The organism is uncultured Agathobaculum sp., assembly GCF_963927765.1.
Taxonomy (GTDB): domain Bacteria; phylum Bacillota; class Clostridia; order Oscillospirales; family Butyricicoccaceae; genus Agathobaculum.
In genome coordinates, this window is sequence record NZ_CAWVCU010000025.1 from 14231 (window position 1) to 27476 (window position 13246).

At 55.8% G+C, this 13246-nt stretch carries 16 protein-coding genes and 1 tRNA gene; 3 read left to right on the top strand and 14 right to left on the bottom strand.

Going from position 1 to position 13246, the window contains the following annotated elements:
- Nucleotides 1–41: 41 nt before the first annotated feature.
- The 5 genes from ABGT74_RS01550 to ABGT74_RS01570 all read right to left on the bottom strand — a co-directional run bounded on the left by ABGT74_RS01550 (nt 42) and on the right by ABGT74_RS01570 (nt 6038).
- A tRNA-Val gene (locus tag ABGT74_RS01550) sits at nt 42–118 on the bottom strand.
- 58 nt (nt 119–176) lie between these two features.
- Nucleotides 177–305: an OadG-related small transporter subunit gene (locus tag ABGT74_RS01555; RefSeq protein ID WP_346704176.1), complete on the bottom strand. Its 129-nt coding sequence runs from the start codon at nt 303–305 to the stop codon at nt 177–179.
- A 16-nt stretch (nt 306–321) separates the two neighbouring features.
- A complete protein-coding gene (locus ABGT74_RS01560; protein WP_297283473.1) occupies nt 322–1449 on the bottom strand; it encodes a sodium ion-translocating decarboxylase subunit beta in 1128 nt (375 codons plus the stop codon).
- Between the two features lie 221 nt (nt 1450–1670).
- On the bottom strand, nt 1671–5648 hold the full coding sequence (locus tag ABGT74_RS01565) for a M56 family metallopeptidase (protein WP_346704177.1): 3978 nt from the start codon (nt 5646–5648) through the stop codon (nt 1671–1673).
- 18 nt (nt 5649–5666) lie between these two features.
- Nucleotides 5667–6038: a BlaI/MecI/CopY family transcriptional regulator gene (locus tag ABGT74_RS01570; protein WP_297283475.1), complete on the bottom strand. Its 372-nt coding sequence runs from the start codon at nt 6036–6038 to the stop codon at nt 5667–5669.
- Nucleotides 6039–6217: 179 nt separating this feature from the next.
- Here ABGT74_RS01570 and ABGT74_RS01575 point away from each other — a divergent pair, with 179 nt between their 5' ends.
- Both ABGT74_RS01575 and ABGT74_RS01580 read left to right on the top strand, forming a co-directional pair.
- Nucleotides 6218–6655, top strand: a complete 438-nt coding sequence (locus tag ABGT74_RS01575; RefSeq protein WP_346704178.1) for a hypothetical protein — start codon at nt 6218–6220, stop codon at nt 6653–6655.
- A gap of 53 nt (nt 6656–6708) precedes the next feature.
- A complete protein-coding gene (locus ABGT74_RS01580) occupies nt 6709–6978 on the top strand; it encodes a barstar family protein (RefSeq protein WP_297283477.1) in 270 nt (89 codons plus the stop codon).
- Nucleotides 6979–7026: 48 nt separating this feature from the next.
- On the opposite strand, the gene ABGT74_RS01585 is transcribed toward ABGT74_RS01580, so the two are convergent.
- Together ABGT74_RS01585 and ABGT74_RS01590 are read right to left on the bottom strand one after the other, a co-directional pair.
- A complete protein-coding gene (locus tag ABGT74_RS01585) occupies nt 7027–7866 on the bottom strand; it encodes a CAP domain-containing protein (RefSeq protein ID WP_346704179.1) in 840 nt (279 codons plus the stop codon).
- Nucleotides 7867–8033: 167 nt separating this feature from the next.
- Nucleotides 8034–8447, bottom strand: a complete 414-nt coding sequence (locus ABGT74_RS01590) for a glycosyl hydrolase family 18 protein (protein ID WP_346704180.1) — start codon at nt 8445–8447, stop codon at nt 8034–8036.
- Between the two features lie 234 nt (nt 8448–8681).
- Here ABGT74_RS01590 and ABGT74_RS01595 point away from each other — a divergent pair, with 234 nt between their 5' ends.
- Nucleotides 8682–9482 carry a hypothetical protein gene (locus ABGT74_RS01595; protein ID WP_346704181.1) on the top strand — a complete coding sequence of 267 codons (801 nt, stop codon included), beginning with the start codon at nt 8682–8684 and terminating at the stop codon, nt 9480–9482.
- 63 nt (nt 9483–9545) lie between these two features.
- Here ABGT74_RS01595 and ABGT74_RS01600 read toward each other — a convergent pair whose 3' ends face one another.
- From ABGT74_RS01600 to ABGT74_RS01630, 7 genes are all read right to left on the bottom strand, one after another.
- Complete coding sequence (locus ABGT74_RS01600) at nt 9546–10478, bottom strand: peptidoglycan recognition family protein (protein ID WP_346704182.1); 933 nt, start codon at nt 10476–10478, stop codon at nt 9546–9548.
- Nucleotides 10479–10482: 4 nt separating this feature from the next.
- Nucleotides 10483–10752, bottom strand: coding sequence for a phage holin (locus ABGT74_RS01605; RefSeq protein WP_346704183.1), 270 nt, complete (start codon nt 10750–10752; stop codon nt 10483–10485).
- The gene (locus tag ABGT74_RS01610; RefSeq protein ID WP_346704184.1) at nt 10749–10994 is read right to left on the bottom strand and encodes a hypothetical protein; all 246 of its coding nucleotides are present in this window, start codon (nt 10992–10994) and stop codon (nt 10749–10751) included. The genes ABGT74_RS01605 and ABGT74_RS01610 overlap by 4 nt, the downstream gene beginning before the upstream one ends.
- Before the next feature lie 44 nt (nt 10995–11038).
- Entirely contained in the window at nt 11039–11245 is a 207-nt protein-coding gene (locus tag ABGT74_RS01615; RefSeq protein WP_346704185.1) for a hypothetical protein, read from the bottom strand.
- A gap of 105 nt (nt 11246–11350) precedes the next feature.
- The gene (locus ABGT74_RS01620) at nt 11351–11746 is read right to left on the bottom strand and encodes a hypothetical protein (protein WP_346704186.1); all 396 of its coding nucleotides are present in this window, start codon (nt 11744–11746) and stop codon (nt 11351–11353) included.
- Nucleotides 11743–12450 carry a hypothetical protein gene (locus tag ABGT74_RS01625; protein WP_346704187.1) on the bottom strand — a complete coding sequence of 236 codons (708 nt, stop codon included), beginning with the start codon at nt 12448–12450 and terminating at the stop codon, nt 11743–11745. Before ABGT74_RS01625 ends, ABGT74_RS01620 begins: the two co-directional genes overlap by 4 nt.
- Nucleotides 12451–12459: 9 nt before the next feature.
- A partial coding sequence (locus ABGT74_RS01630; protein ID WP_346704188.1) for a hypothetical protein occupies nt 12460–13246 on the bottom strand: 787 nt, incomplete at its 5' end.

Consider the following 13246-nt stretch of genomic DNA (forward strand, 5'->3'; position numbering starts at 1 on the left):
ATGCAACGATAAAAAGCCGTCACTTTCGTGACGGCTTTAGCTGGTGGGGTTGGCGGGGCTCGAACCCACGACCTCTCGCGTGTGAGGCGAACGCTCTGACCAGCTGAGCTACAACCCCGTTTGTTCGGTTTACCTTATTACTATACCAGAAACAAACGGGGTTTGCAAGCCCTTTTTTATGGCTGCTGGTTTTTGTCCAGACGTCCGAGCAGCGCCACGATCAACGCGATTACCGCCAGCACCGTAAAGATGCCCGCCATACCCTGTCCGAGCAGCTCCATTGCCATGCGTACCGATTCACTCATATCCAGCGCCTCCTTCTCACATAAAGAACCCAAGGATCACGCCGCCCGCAACGACCGACGCGATCTGTCCGGCGACATTCGCACCGACCGCATGCATCAGCAGGTGATTGGTCTTATCCGCTTCCACACCCAGCTTTTCGATCACGCGCGCGCTCATCGGGAAAGCCGAAATGCCCGCCGCGCCGATCATCGGGTTGACCTTGTTCTTGCAGAACAGGTTGAGCACCTTGGCAAACAGCACACCGCCGATCGAGTCCAGCACGAAGGCAACCAGTCCGAGGCACAGGATAATCAGCGTTTCCTTGGTCACAAACTGCTCCGCACGCATAGAGAACGAAATCGTGATGCCGAGCAGCAGCGTAATCAGGTTCGCCAGCTCATGCTGCGCAGTCTTTGACAGGCTCTCCAGCACGCCGCACTCACGGATCAGGTTTCCAAACATCAGGAAGCCGACGAGCGACACCGACGCGGGCGCAACCAGTCCGGCTACGATCGAGACAACGATCGGGAACAGGATGCGCGTGCGGCGGCTGACCTTGCCCGCGGCATAGGGCATCTTCATCGCGCGTTCCTTTTTTGTCGTCACCAGCTTGATCGCAAACGGCTGAATGATGGGTACGAGCGCCATATAGCTGTATGCCGCAACCGCAATCGCGCCAACGTACTTCGACCCGAGCACCTGCGAAACCAGAATGGAGGTCGGGCCGTCCGCCGCGCCGATGATACCGATGGAAGCGGCATCAATGATGTCGAAACCGAATGCCGCCGCTGCAATAATCGTCAGGAAAATACCGATCTGCGCCGCTGCGCCGAACAGAAACAGCTTGGGATTTGCCAGCAACGGGCCGAAGTCGATCATTGCGCCAATGCCGATGAACAACAGCAGTGGGAACGCTTCACTGGCCTCAATCCCGGTTTCAAACAGCCATTGGATGATGCCGTGCGTCTCGCCCACGCCTTGCGTGATCTGGTCGATCACGCCTGACATCGGCAGGTTGACCAGAATCGCGCCAAAGCCCATCGGCAGTAACAGTGCAGGCTCATACTGCTTCTGAATCGCCAGCCAGATAAGCAGCCCGCCGACCGCGTACATCACCGCCTGCTGCCACGTCACCGATAGCAAGCCTTCGTATAAAAACTCCATATTGACCCCTCCTTCGATAAAAAAACAGACCTGCGTTTCCCTCTCGGAAAACGCAGGTCTGGTCATTTCAGGCAACAGCCAGAACGGGATCGGATGCCCCGTCATGCTTGTTGGCGATGCCGCGCGGCAAACCGCGCCGACTACTCCCCTTTGTTTGGCATCATCTTATCATGGGAAGTAGGGCAGTGTCAAGCCTGTTTTTCTGTTAAGTTTTCGTCAAATTATGCGCCAAAGATATCCGGGTTTGCCGCCCTGTGGCTCTCCCACAGGGTCTGCACGGTTGTGCTGCTGCCCGCGACCGCATCTTCAACTGCGTCCGCGTCCTGCTGCCAGCGTTTATCCAGTTCAGCAAACACACTCTCGGCATATGCGCCGTCGACCCAGCCCATCTCGAGCGCCTGCAGCAGCTCGCCCGTCGTGCGGTAGGGATAGTACTCCATCATGTTAGCGACTACGCGGAGATAGGGCGGATACTGCGGCTGATAGCCGTCATAACCGATGGGCAGCCACAGCGCCGGACTGCTGTCCGACAGCTGCACACGCTGCATGCGGAGGGTCATTTCGCCGTCATCCCAGCGATAGGTCAGGTGCATCTCGGCATCGTCCTCGCTGCCGGTTTTGCCGACCCACTTACCACCCACAAAATGCAGCACATATTCGGCGCAGGCCTCCGGGGTGGAAAGGTTGGGATTCTCGAGCGAGGCGGGCTTTGCCGCCATTTCGCTCAGCTTTTCCAGCCCGGTCTCATCGAACACCGGGAAACCCTGCTCAAGTGGGAACGCATACCAGAAATCTTCGAGCGAGCGCACGCCGCCTGAGGTGTTGACCAGCGTTTCGGTGCGATCAGGCGTAACCGAGTCCGTCCCCTCATACCACAGCCGCTGGGCAGTGGTGAAATAATAATCACCCGCTTGCCCCGTATACCGAACGACCAGCAGACACGAGCCGTCGGTCAGGTTGGGCTCGACCGTGACCAGATCGATCGGCAGACCGCTGCTCAGCATCTGGTTTTCCATATAAGCATACCGCACCGCCAGATCATGCAGCACCTGCTGCCGCGCGCGCCCCGCCTGCGCGTCATTCTGTCCGTCAAACGAGATCGAAGTGCCGTCCATCGCCTGTGCCGCCTGATACATTTCGGTATAAGCCGCGGCGATATTCTCATCCGACGGGTCATATTGCACATCGGACGCGAACGACAGATAATAGGTCAGGCCGTCCCGCTCAGTGAGCTGCTTGCAGGGCACCGGAAAGCCCGCTTCCCAGTCCTCGCCGAACTGCGCCTTGAGCGACGCGGTTGCCTCAGCATACAATCCCATCACCACGCCGCCGTCAGTCGGGTCGTCCGTGTAGCCCGGCAGCGCATTTTGCAGACCGAACTGCACCACGCCGTCGTTTTCTTTGACGTAGCCCTGCTCGACAAAGCAGTCGGGCAGCGTCAGCGTGTAGCCATAGGTATCATTATAATATTCGGTCGAGGTGATGGTGTAATCCGCATTCGGCACACCCTCGTTTGCCAGCCGGTAGACGAACGCAGCGGTATATTCTTGTTCCGTGCCGGTATAGGCGCTGGTGCGATAGGTCACCGTCACACCGCGATAGACCACCGCGCCCAGCGTCGAGGACAGTGCCTCTGCCATCAGATGCTCAACCTTATACAAATACACCGCGCTGCCGCGGTCATACACATCGGTAAAGCGGATATTGGTCTGCTGTGTCTCCTTGTCGGTGTATTGCAGCGTGCCGTCCGCGTGGATGACCGCGTCGGTCAGCACGGCATCCGTTGCGGTCAACTTGCCGTCAACCGGCTCAAGCTTGATCGTTTGTCCCGCTTGCAGCAGCGGAATTTCGCCGTTTGCGTTCTCGATCGCCTGCTGGATGGTCGCGCCGACGGGCAACGCGCCTTGGCTGACCGGGCTGTCATCCTCAACCAGATAAGCACCGAATCCCTGGTCAAACTGCGTTACCAGCCCGACCGGCAGCCAGTATCCGTCCGTTCTGCGCATCTGCACATCGACCGAAGGGCTTTCGTCAATGAAGCTCACGCGTACAACTGCTTCGTTGCCGCTCTCTGAGATGAGGTCGAAAGCCGAGGTACCTCCAACATAGCTGAGCACAATCGGCGCAGCGTCTTGCGGTCTGCTCAACGCGTCCAGCGGCTGATCGTTGAAGTTCTCTGCGCCTTCGGAAATGGTCGGCCATGCGAGACCAGAGTCGTAATACAGGCGGAATATCTCGTTGTCCGTCATATCACCGCCGCGGTCGATCTGCTGCACATCCACGATGACCGAACGGCCATCCTCCTGCGCGGTGCGGATCAGATGCGCGTTGCGCTGGTCGCTCACACCACCGCCGTACATCTGGAACACGGCGATATACTCACCGCCGCTCGTCGGCACCAGCGTATAGTCACGGTAGGACGGGGACGAGCCACCGTACTTCCAGCTAATGCCGCCGCCCGGTATCTGCTGTGCAGTGCGGAACTCCTGCTGCATCTGTTCGGACAGGATGGGATAGATATACTGCCCGCTCTTGTGCATCACGCCGCGCGCATACTGTCCCGCAAGATCAGCGACAGTGCGTGCGTTTTTGCCGCCGTCGTAGGTGAAGTCCTGCGGCAGCCAGCCTTGGTCGAACTGATTGACCATCGTGATGGTCACTTCGCTGCGGTCATCAAACATAAACGTGATGTCCATGATATCGTCGCCCATGGTGCGGTCGGCGGACGAGCCGCCCATCACGCTGGCAGCTTGTAGATGCAGCAGGTAGGCCGCCGCATCAGCTGGGTCGCCCCAATTTTCCTGCTGGGCTTCGGTAAGCACCATATCGCCGCCCAAAATCGGGTCGGGTAGGCCGAGATCGTTTTCATACAGGATGCGGAACTCGTCGAGCGAGGTCACGCCATCCCCTGCGACGGCTTCGCCCTTGGTGACTTGCCAGCCGTCTGCGGACTTTTCAAAAGTCAGCTTTTCTGCCACGCGATCTGGCACAGGCAACTCCGGAAAATCCTCCCACTGCATATCGTACAGCACATAGGTGTCCTCGCCATCCAGCTTGACCGTATACCCAAGGCTTTCTGTGCGCTGCGCCCACTGCTCGGCGAGCGAAACACGCTCTTCGTCCGTCAGCTGGTCCTTACTTTCCCCTATCGAAAAGGCGCAGCCCAGCGTGCCGACCAGCACCGCCGCCGCCACGACCAGCGCAATGCCGCGCTTTTTGACCTTTTTGTCAAACAATCCCTCGAAACGCCGCATCAGCGTCTCCTTTTCTCCGGCAAAGCACGACACCAGCGCGCGCTTTTTCATCTGCGCTTCGACCGAGCGCAGAATGGTCTCGCCGTAGGCACGGCGCGCGTCCACGTCCATGCCGCGCACCACTGCATCGTCGCACGCCAGCTCGATATCCTCCTGTGCAAACCGCGCCATCAGATGCACCATCGGATTGAACCAGTGCACTGCCCGCGCCGCGACCAGCGCCAGCTTGAGCCACAAATCGCCCCGCTTGTAATGCGTCAGCTCATGCCGGAAGATGAACGCCGCGTCCTGTGCAGACAGCGCTTCATCCGGCAGGTAGAGCACAGGACACAGGAAACCTGCCAGCATCGGGCAGTCCGCCGCCCGTGTCACCCGCAGTGGGATGTTCCGCTGGATGCCGAGCGACCGTTTCTGCTCCTCAAACACCGCGCGCAGGGTATCGCACTCGGCGGGTTCGCCGGTCTGCCGCACCAGATAACGGAAGGACACATATCCATAGGTCTGCCAGATCGCAAATGCCAGCATGCCCGCGCCCCACAGCACGAACAAAATCTTTGCTACCGGTACTATGGAATCGCTGTTCTGCGAACCGTCCCAGCTTTCGGTCTCGGTGTCAGCCGTCACACGCGGCGGCGTGTCCTGCGATTGTTCCTGCACGGTATTCCCGGCTCCTTCAGCTGCCAGACCATCAGCCGCCGTATCCGTATTCCTCTGCAATGACACATATTTCACCGGCGTGACCTGCACCGGCGGGTCGGGCAGCGTCAGCTGCACAGGCACCAGCAGCCGCAGCGCGAGCACCGCCCACACTAGGCACATTGCGCGCGCGGGATAGCGTTTTTTGAGGGCTTTGCGCAGCAAAAACAGCACCAGCGCCACCGCCGATACAGTCAGTCCGATCTGCGTGAGGTTGTTCAGCAGATCGCTCCATGCAAAGCGTAACATATCCTACCCCTCCTGTCCTTACCGTCCCTGCGCGTCGAGAAAGGCGCGCAGTTCGTCGATGTCGTGCGCGGTCAGCGCGCCCGCGTCCGACAGGCTTGCTACCAGATTTTTCACCGACCCGCCGCACACGCGCTCGACAAAGCTGCGGCTCTCGCGCTGCAGGTATTCCTCCTGCGTCACGCACGGCGTATACTGGTTCTGTCGGCCTTCTTTCTCGCACGAAAGGAACCCTTTGTCGCACAGGCGCGAGAGGAAGGTCAAAACGCTCGTCGCTTTCCAGTCGCTCGGTACTTTTTGCTGTACTGCTGCCGCGGTCACCGGCGCTTCCAGCGACCAGACCGCCTGCATCACTTCCAGCTCCGCATCCGGCAGCCGTTTGCTTTTCTCCATGTTGTTCCCTCCTTTTTCTACAAATGTAAAACCCTTTCTGTGCTTACATTCTACAATAGTAGAACATGCTTGTCAAGTCATACTTTGTTTACACTTTGAAAATTGACAAGAGCCCCTATTTTGCGCTATGCTTATAGTATAAAACCATTGACCCCCTGCCGACAAAGGAGCCGGAACCTATGCGAAAATCCATGGCGCTCGGATTTGCCATTTGCAGCACGCTGCTGCTGATTTTGTTATTTCTCGCCGGGCGTATGCTGTATATCGAATTCTACCATCAGTCCTATGCGGACATCACCGATAAGACCACACAGACCACCGTCACACTCACGGAAAACCAAACCGAAGTGCGGACTGTGACCGACCCGGAGCAGCTTGCCGCTATCACTGAGCTACTGTCCAGCTACGCCTATACCCAGTATCCGCACCTGTTCAAGCCCAGCAAAGAAAAGCTGACGGGTAACCTGTTGACCGTGACCTTTGAAAATGGTAACTCTATCGGCGTCAATGCCGATGGCTATGTATTTGTAAATGGTGAGCTGCGCGATATTGAGGGCAGCCGCGGACAGGAATTTTATCACAAGCTCTATCTGCTATTCTATCCGAACGCAACCTAAATGCGGCCGTGCGGCGGTCTGGATTGTGCGTTGATTAAGGGGGACAAACACACATGCGAGAATTGCTTTTGGATGCGGAAACCTTTTATACCCGTGAACAGGTGCATCAGGCGCTGGCGGATGTTTTTGGCTTTTCCGCCGACTACGGCGGCACGCTGGACGCGCTCTATGATGAGCTTTGTATCTGTCCACCCACGCGGCTGACGCTGCGGCATGCTGAGTTTCTGGTCGACGCACTGGGAAACTACGGCGAATTTATGCTGCGCATTTTTGCGGGCGCTGCAACCGAAAACCCGGATTTTCTGCTGAATTTTGAATATTAACAAAAAAGGACGTGCAAAGCACGTCCTTTTTGATTTGCTGAAATTCTCTTATGCCGTAAACAGCTGCGCCCAATACGCGGTGCCGCCCGATACCGTATAGCCGACGCCGATGGTCGTAAAATTCTCATTGAGGATATTCGCGCGGTGGCCGGACGAGTTCATCCATGCCTGCACCACCTGCTGCGGTGTCGACTGACCGTAAGCGATGTTCTCGCCCGAACGGGTGTAGGACACGCCCGCCTCGGTCAGTGCGGTCGAGAAGGAAGAGCCATTCGGCCGCGTGTGCGAGAACGACTGTACCGTTTCTTTCGCGCGCACCTGTGCCGCCTGCTGCACGCGGCTGTCCACCTTCAGCGCGGACAGGCCGTATTTGGCGCGCTCTGCATTGACCAGCGCCACAACCTGCGATGCATAGTCCCCCTGTGAAGCGTCGTTGTCCTCCTCCGGAGTCTGCTCCGGGGTGTTGTCTGGGGTTTCCTCCGGGCGGTTGTCATCCGGCAGCTGCGGCGGATTGTCTGGCGTCTCTTCCGGCTGCTCTACGTCCGGTGTCTCCTCCGGCTGCTCGACATCCGGGGTCTCCTCCGGCTGTTCTACATCCGGCGTCTCTTCCGGCTGCTCTACGTCCGGCGTCTCCTCCGGCTGTTCTACGTCCGGCGTCTCTTCGGGTGTTTCCTCCGGCTTTTGCTCGGGGCGATTTCCCGGGAATTGACCGCACAGGAATGCAAAATACTTGTCCAGCAGATTCTGACGGAAACCGGAATCACACATATAAGAATACACATCGGACGGGCTGATTTTCTTCTCCAACGGCAGATTTGCCGCGCCCGCGACTGCGGTAGTCGTGATCACCGCGACCAGCGCCAGCGGTACCATTTTCTTCAGCTGCATGATATGTAACCTCCTTGGTTTGCTTTTGCTCTTTCTGGTGCCCTTTGCACCATGTACCAGAGTATAGCGTGCTTTGTAACCATTTTGCAATGGAAATGTTTGCAGGAATCCCCTAAATACAGCAAAAACCGACCGAAAAAGGGATTTTTCGGTCGGTTTTCCGTGTTTTATGCCAGTTTTTCAATGTCGTACAGCTGGTTCAGCACCAGCCACAGCTGCGGAAAATACCGCATGATATTCCATACGCTCACCCCGCGCAGCCGATATTCCCCAGCCAGCGCCAGCTTGGCGCGGATGGAACGCGCGTCCTCGAACCAGACCTCATGCTCGGCACGCTCGCGCCAATAGTTGTAATGCGGCGACTGCGCCTCCGCGTCGAACCGGATGGGCGCGCCCACCTGTATCGCCTGCTCGACCGCCTGCACATTTCCCAGGCTGCGCGCCCGGCTCTGGCCTTTGATATAGGGCAGCGTCCAGTCATAGCCATAGTTGGGGATGCCCATGAAGATCTTTTCCGGCGGAATTTGCGAAACCGCAAAGCGCACCACCTGCTCGACCTTGTTGATCGGCGCTACCGCCATCGGCTCGGAAAGCGCATAGCCCCATTCATAAGGACGGGGAAGATATATATAAAGAAAGCCCCGACCTATGCTTTCTGGTGTCCAAATTGAACACCGCTGTCTGCATTCCAATCGGGCGGCACAAACCTCTCGGCCGGTTCAATTTTCCAAGTTGACTTTTCGATGCAGAAAGACTATTATTAAATAATAAGATAAATATACCGCTACTGCCATGCATGGATAGGAGATGTCAACATGATTTTAGTTGATACTCAAATACGCGCTAAAATTCAGTCGAACAACTTAATTGAAAACGCGAATTTAGAGCAAATTCAGAGTATTCTTTATGACCTCAAAACAGATAGTTTTATGTGTGTCACCGATGCAGAGACACACGAACAACTTTCTCATGTTACGCTTCTTCCGTCTGAGTCAATCATGGTTGCAGCACGAGAAATAATTCATTTACCCAACAACATGATTGCTCGTGTGGTGGGGCGTAATTCGCGAATTAGGCAGGGACTTCTGGTTGACTCACCTATATATCAACCGGGTCATCATACTCGCATTTACTTCCGCCTTACCAATGTATCCAATTCGAGTATAACGTTAACTGATAATAAAAGTTACGCTTCCATCATTTTTGAAGAATTATCGAGCACACCTGAAACAACGTATTCGGGCACCTTCAAGGATGAATATGACTATTCCAATTTGGGATATTACACCTCTGAGTACAAAAGAGAGTTGAATACGGTTGAAAAGCAGGTTGATGAAATCAAACATTTCGAAACTAAAATTTACGGAAATGTTATCACAATCCTGACAATTTTTATTGCTATATTCAGTATCATAAGTGTAAATGTGGATCTGGCTGGCTCGAACGGCGAACAGTTGGCCAATCTTATCATATTCAACTTTTGCACAATTGGAAGCATCAGCTTATTAGCCGATCTTGTAATGTATTTTATTTCGAACAAACCATTTAAACATCAGTTATGGCTAATTCCAATTGTTTGCTTTATTGGTGCGTTTGTTGCATTCCGCCTTTATTGATTCGTACATACTTAAAGCCCCGACCATCCGGTCGGGGCTTTCCCGTGTCCAAATTGAACACCGTTATTTCATTGCGGCCGCGAGCTTGGTCACCAGCTCGTCGCCGTACTTATACTTGCGCATATACGCAATCGTCTGCTCCTCCAGCCCACAGGTCTCCTGCAGCGTGTCAATCGCGTCCTGCACGGCCTCGTCCCCGTCCGGCACAAACGCACGGCACTGCGGCGCGGTCATGGCAGGCAGCTGACGCGCCGCATCGAATACAACGTCATACCCCGCCTGCGAAAGCGAACGCATCTTCACAAAGTTATGTCCGTCTTTCTCGATACACTCGCAGGTGTACTCCTTGCCATCCACCAGCACGGTTTTCTGCTCTATCACTTCGTCGTCCTCCTCCTCCTGATAGCTCCCGTTCATCGCCGCCATCAGCAGCGGCTTGAGACATTTGTCATAGCTGGCGCGCGTGTTGCCGCCGAAAAAAGCCGTGCCCGGACAGGTCTTGCACGACCTGCCGGCGATGTATGTACCGAGGCTCGTGCCGCCCTCTGTCCACCATGCGTGATAGGTTACGCCGCTCTCCGGACTGAGTCCGAACTTTTTAAGCAGTGCCGCAGTCACGCGCACGATTGCATCCTTGTGCGCATCGGTCATGGTATCGCCGCCAACGTCGAAATTGCCGATGTTCTCGATGCAAATGCCGTTGGTATTTGCACCGACGCATCCGGCGGGCGCGGTATTCAGACTGCGCCCGGTCATGACCTGCCCGTCAGGGAAGATGGTCAGGTTCTGCGCGATGTCGGCATAGCCAATGCTTAGATGGTAGCTTTTCATGTTGCTCTGCAACGTGAAATGATTACTGCCGTTAAACTGCGCATAGGCGGGCGACCATGTGTGGTGCAGCTGCACCAGCCGGATGCCGCGTGTGACGCGCTGCGATGCGAGCCAGCTCTCAAACTCGGCGACAGTCATCAGGGTAAATCCGCTTTGCGTTTTCATAACCTCACCCCTTTTTCGGTGCTTCATATGTCTTTGCATCTGTGCTGTCCTTCAAACCGCTGGTCGTCGGGTCATTGAGCGCGTTCCAGATGTTGGATGCGATCAGAAACAGGCAGTACGGATTTTTCACCGTGCCGATGATCACATCTACCAGACCGCCCCATGTCGTGATATCGGCAGCGGTCAGACCCGCATAGGCCAGCGCCGTTGCAAACGCACCAACGATGATCTGTACCCAAAATACCGGGTTTTTGATTCTAACTGTCAAATTCATGTGTTATCCTCCTTCTCCAAGTCCTCAATGCGGTGGTTGGCCACGCGGATACGCTCGTCCAGTACAGCATAATCCTGCTCCAGCTTATAGGTGCGAGAAATCAGATTGTTATGCGTCTCCACCTTTTTCTCGAGCTGCTTGATGCGATACTGTGTGACCGATCCGGTCACATAGATGCCTGCGAACGTACCTGCCAATGTGCCGAGCAGACTCATTGCGGCAATGATGATTTCCACATTCATAGTAAGGTGGGGCGGGTTCTACCCGCCCCGTCACCTCCTCCCGCTTACAGGCCGAGCAGCTTTCTGTCGGCTGCGCTCAGTAGTTCCGGCACACCGGTCTGCACGCTGCGCCAGTGCTTGTACTGTGCGCGGGCAAGGTCATTGTGCTTCAGGCCGTGCTTCTTGTCGTACTTGTCAAGGCACACGCCGATGTCGCCGCCCATGGACTTGACTTCCTCATGGTTCTGGATGTAGATGTTGTTCTGGTACATATTTTTTACTTCCTTTCCGGCCGTTTGGCCAACATATTTCATAAACGGGGTGGTTTACTCCGTTTTTTGCCGTCGTTTGGTCATACACGCATAGGCATCACCCCCTCAATGTTTCAGCCATGCCGCCAGCCGGTGCAAGGCGTTTTCCAGCCACACCGCCGCGGCCGACAGAAAAAACCACGCGACCGCGAACTGCAAGCACACCTGCCCCCAGAGATTAAACGGCATGTCGGAATAGTCCCAGACATTCCAACCCAGCCAGCGGTTGACCACCAGCCCCACCAGCAGCTCCAGCATGGTCACGATCACCGCGCCTTGCAGCATTTGCAGCCACATCGGCGGGTGGTCCTGCCATTCGTCCAGCAGGCCGATTAGGGCAAAGCACACCCCGCCCAGCACGCCCATACTCCAATGGGTGTACCCGCGCCAAAGGGTTTCGATGCCCATGTACACCACGCCGCCAATGACGGCAAGCACAATATGTAACAGCAGTTTTTTCACGTGACAGCCTCCGTTTCCGCTACCGCGCCCGCCTGCGTCAGAATCTCCTGCATATGCGCCGCGAGATCGTCCGGCAGCTCTGAGCCGTAGGTGATGCCCGCCAGCTCCGCCGCGTCCGCGCGCCGAATCCATTCAAACAGGTGGTTGCAGTAGGTTGTGTGATAAATGATATGCGCGATACTTGCCTGCGAAATCGCGTTGATCTCGTCCGCCGTGAAAATGCGGCACCGCGCGTCGTCCGCGTGATACGGATAGGCCGCCGCCCCCTTATCTACCGCATTTTTCGCGGTTGTCAGGTTGATCTGGTCTTTCTCCGTCAGCGAAAAATGCTCTGTGCCCTGCGTGGTCTCCACGTCCATGCCCGCATAGATGGCTGCTTCACTCGCCGCAGACACTTCGGCGTGCTTGGCTGCGCGCTTGTCCTCTAGAGAAACCGGGTCAGGGTGCTCGGACTCCCACGCGGCCAGATCCTCGCCGGTCGCGCCCTCGACCCACGCGGTAGCGTCCTCGTCCCAGCGGGGCGTTGCAAAGCCAGTGCTTCCTGCGTGTTGGCGCTTTGTGGGTGGCGCGGCGTCTATCAGCCGTTCGCCCTCCAGCATCTGATAATGCTGCACTACTTCCTGCCCCGATTCATCCGCGCGCGTGTAAACATAATTTTTGAAATACCCCCGTGCATCCACTACACAATAGAATTTTTCACTCATTTCATCACCTCAAATGCGTGCTTGATATTTGTGATTTATCACTAAATAGGTATTCGCTGCATAATTATTGGGGATGTATTGCCATAAACGCATATCACCTTCGCTACTCATTTGTCCGATTGTTGCAAAAGAATTTCCATCATTTCCACGATTGGATACCATGCTAAACCGTTCTGTTTTTTCTTTTGGCAAATATCCAGCAGGCAAAGTAGCAATGAGGTCATTTGCGTTAATGGACTCAGCTGCAACTACACCTGTCAGCAAAACCTGTCCAAATTGATTTCGTTCCGCTCGTAATGCTCCAGTAAAACCGCCTTCCAACGGAATATTCAGCGATTCTGGCGGTGTCTTCGTAACAAGAACTTGCCATTTTTGAGTTTGTCCCATACGATAGGCCAGCCTTTTATTGGCATAGCTTGCTATGAAATCCAGCGTATATGACAAATTCCCGCACCACAACCGCACAAAATCATGCCGGGACTGCGGCCACTCATCCGGCAGTCCAACCACTCCACTGGCAGGAGTCAAATAAGTTATTGGTTGATTAGGCATGGCGCTTAAATCTTCATACGTTCCGTTTATCAAACCCAGCTTATTAGATAATTCCGCTTTTACCGCAGCCAGCTCTGCCGCGACAGTCGTCTCCGTCCAGTGTTCCGCGTTCCACGCCTCGCCGCTCGGTATCGGGGTATTGCACTTGTGCAGCTTCCCGCCGTGCGTGCAGTAGTCTCCCACCGCGTAGCTGCCCTCTGGGTCGTATGCCGCAGCCGCCGCGACGGCCAGCAGCACCAGCTGG

What these genes read in the sequence shown, in the direction of transcription:
- ABGT74_RS01605 (WP_346704183.1), bottom strand. Translation starts at nt 10,752, where the DNA reads ATGAATTTGACAGTTAGAATCAAAAACCCGGTATTTTGGGTACAGATC.
- ABGT74_RS01580 (WP_297283477.1), top strand. Translation starts at nt 6,709, where the DNA reads ATGCGAGAATTGCTTTTGGATGCGGAAACCTTTTATACCCGTGAACAG.
- ABGT74_RS01555 (WP_346704176.1), bottom strand. Translation starts at nt 305, where the DNA reads ATGAGTGAATCGGTACGCATGGCAATGGAGCTGCTCGGACAGGGTATG.
- ABGT74_RS01570 (WP_297283475.1), bottom strand. Translation starts at nt 6,038, where the DNA reads ATGGAGAAAAGCAAACGGCTGCCGGATGCGGAGCTGGAAGTGATGCAG.
- ABGT74_RS01560 (WP_297283473.1), bottom strand. Translation starts at nt 1,449, where the DNA reads ATGGAGTTTTTATACGAAGGCTTGCTATCGGTGACGTGGCAGCAGGCG.
- ABGT74_RS01610 (WP_346704184.1), bottom strand. Translation starts at nt 10,994, where the DNA reads ATGAATGTGGAAATCATCATTGCCGCAATGAGTCTGCTCGGCACATTG.
- ABGT74_RS01565 (WP_346704177.1), bottom strand. Translation starts at nt 5,648, where the DNA reads ATGTTACGCTTTGCATGGAGCGATCTGCTGAACAACCTCACGCAGATC.
- ABGT74_RS01595 (WP_346704181.1), top strand. Translation starts at nt 8,682, where the DNA reads ATGATTTTAGTTGATACTCAAATACGCGCTAAAATTCAGTCGAACAAC.
- ABGT74_RS01585 (WP_346704179.1), bottom strand. Translation starts at nt 7,866, where the DNA reads ATGCAGCTGAAGAAAATGGTACCGCTGGCGCTGGTCGCGGTGATCACG.
- ABGT74_RS01625 (WP_346704187.1), bottom strand. Translation starts at nt 12,450, where the DNA reads ATGAGTGAAAAATTCTATTGTGTAGTGGATGCACGGGGGTATTTCAAA.
- ABGT74_RS01600 (WP_346704182.1), bottom strand. Translation starts at nt 10,478, where the DNA reads ATGAAAACGCAAAGCGGATTTACCCTGATGACTGTCGCCGAGTTTGAG.
- ABGT74_RS01575 (WP_346704178.1), top strand. Translation starts at nt 6,218, where the DNA reads ATGCGAAAATCCATGGCGCTCGGATTTGCCATTTGCAGCACGCTGCTG.
- ABGT74_RS01590 (WP_346704180.1), bottom strand. Translation starts at nt 8,447, where the DNA reads ATGGCGGTAGCGCCGATCAACAAGGTCGAGCAGGTGGTGCGCTTTGCG.
- ABGT74_RS01615 (WP_346704185.1), bottom strand. Translation starts at nt 11,245, where the DNA reads ATGTACCAGAACAACATCTACATCCAGAACCATGAGGAAGTCAAGTCC.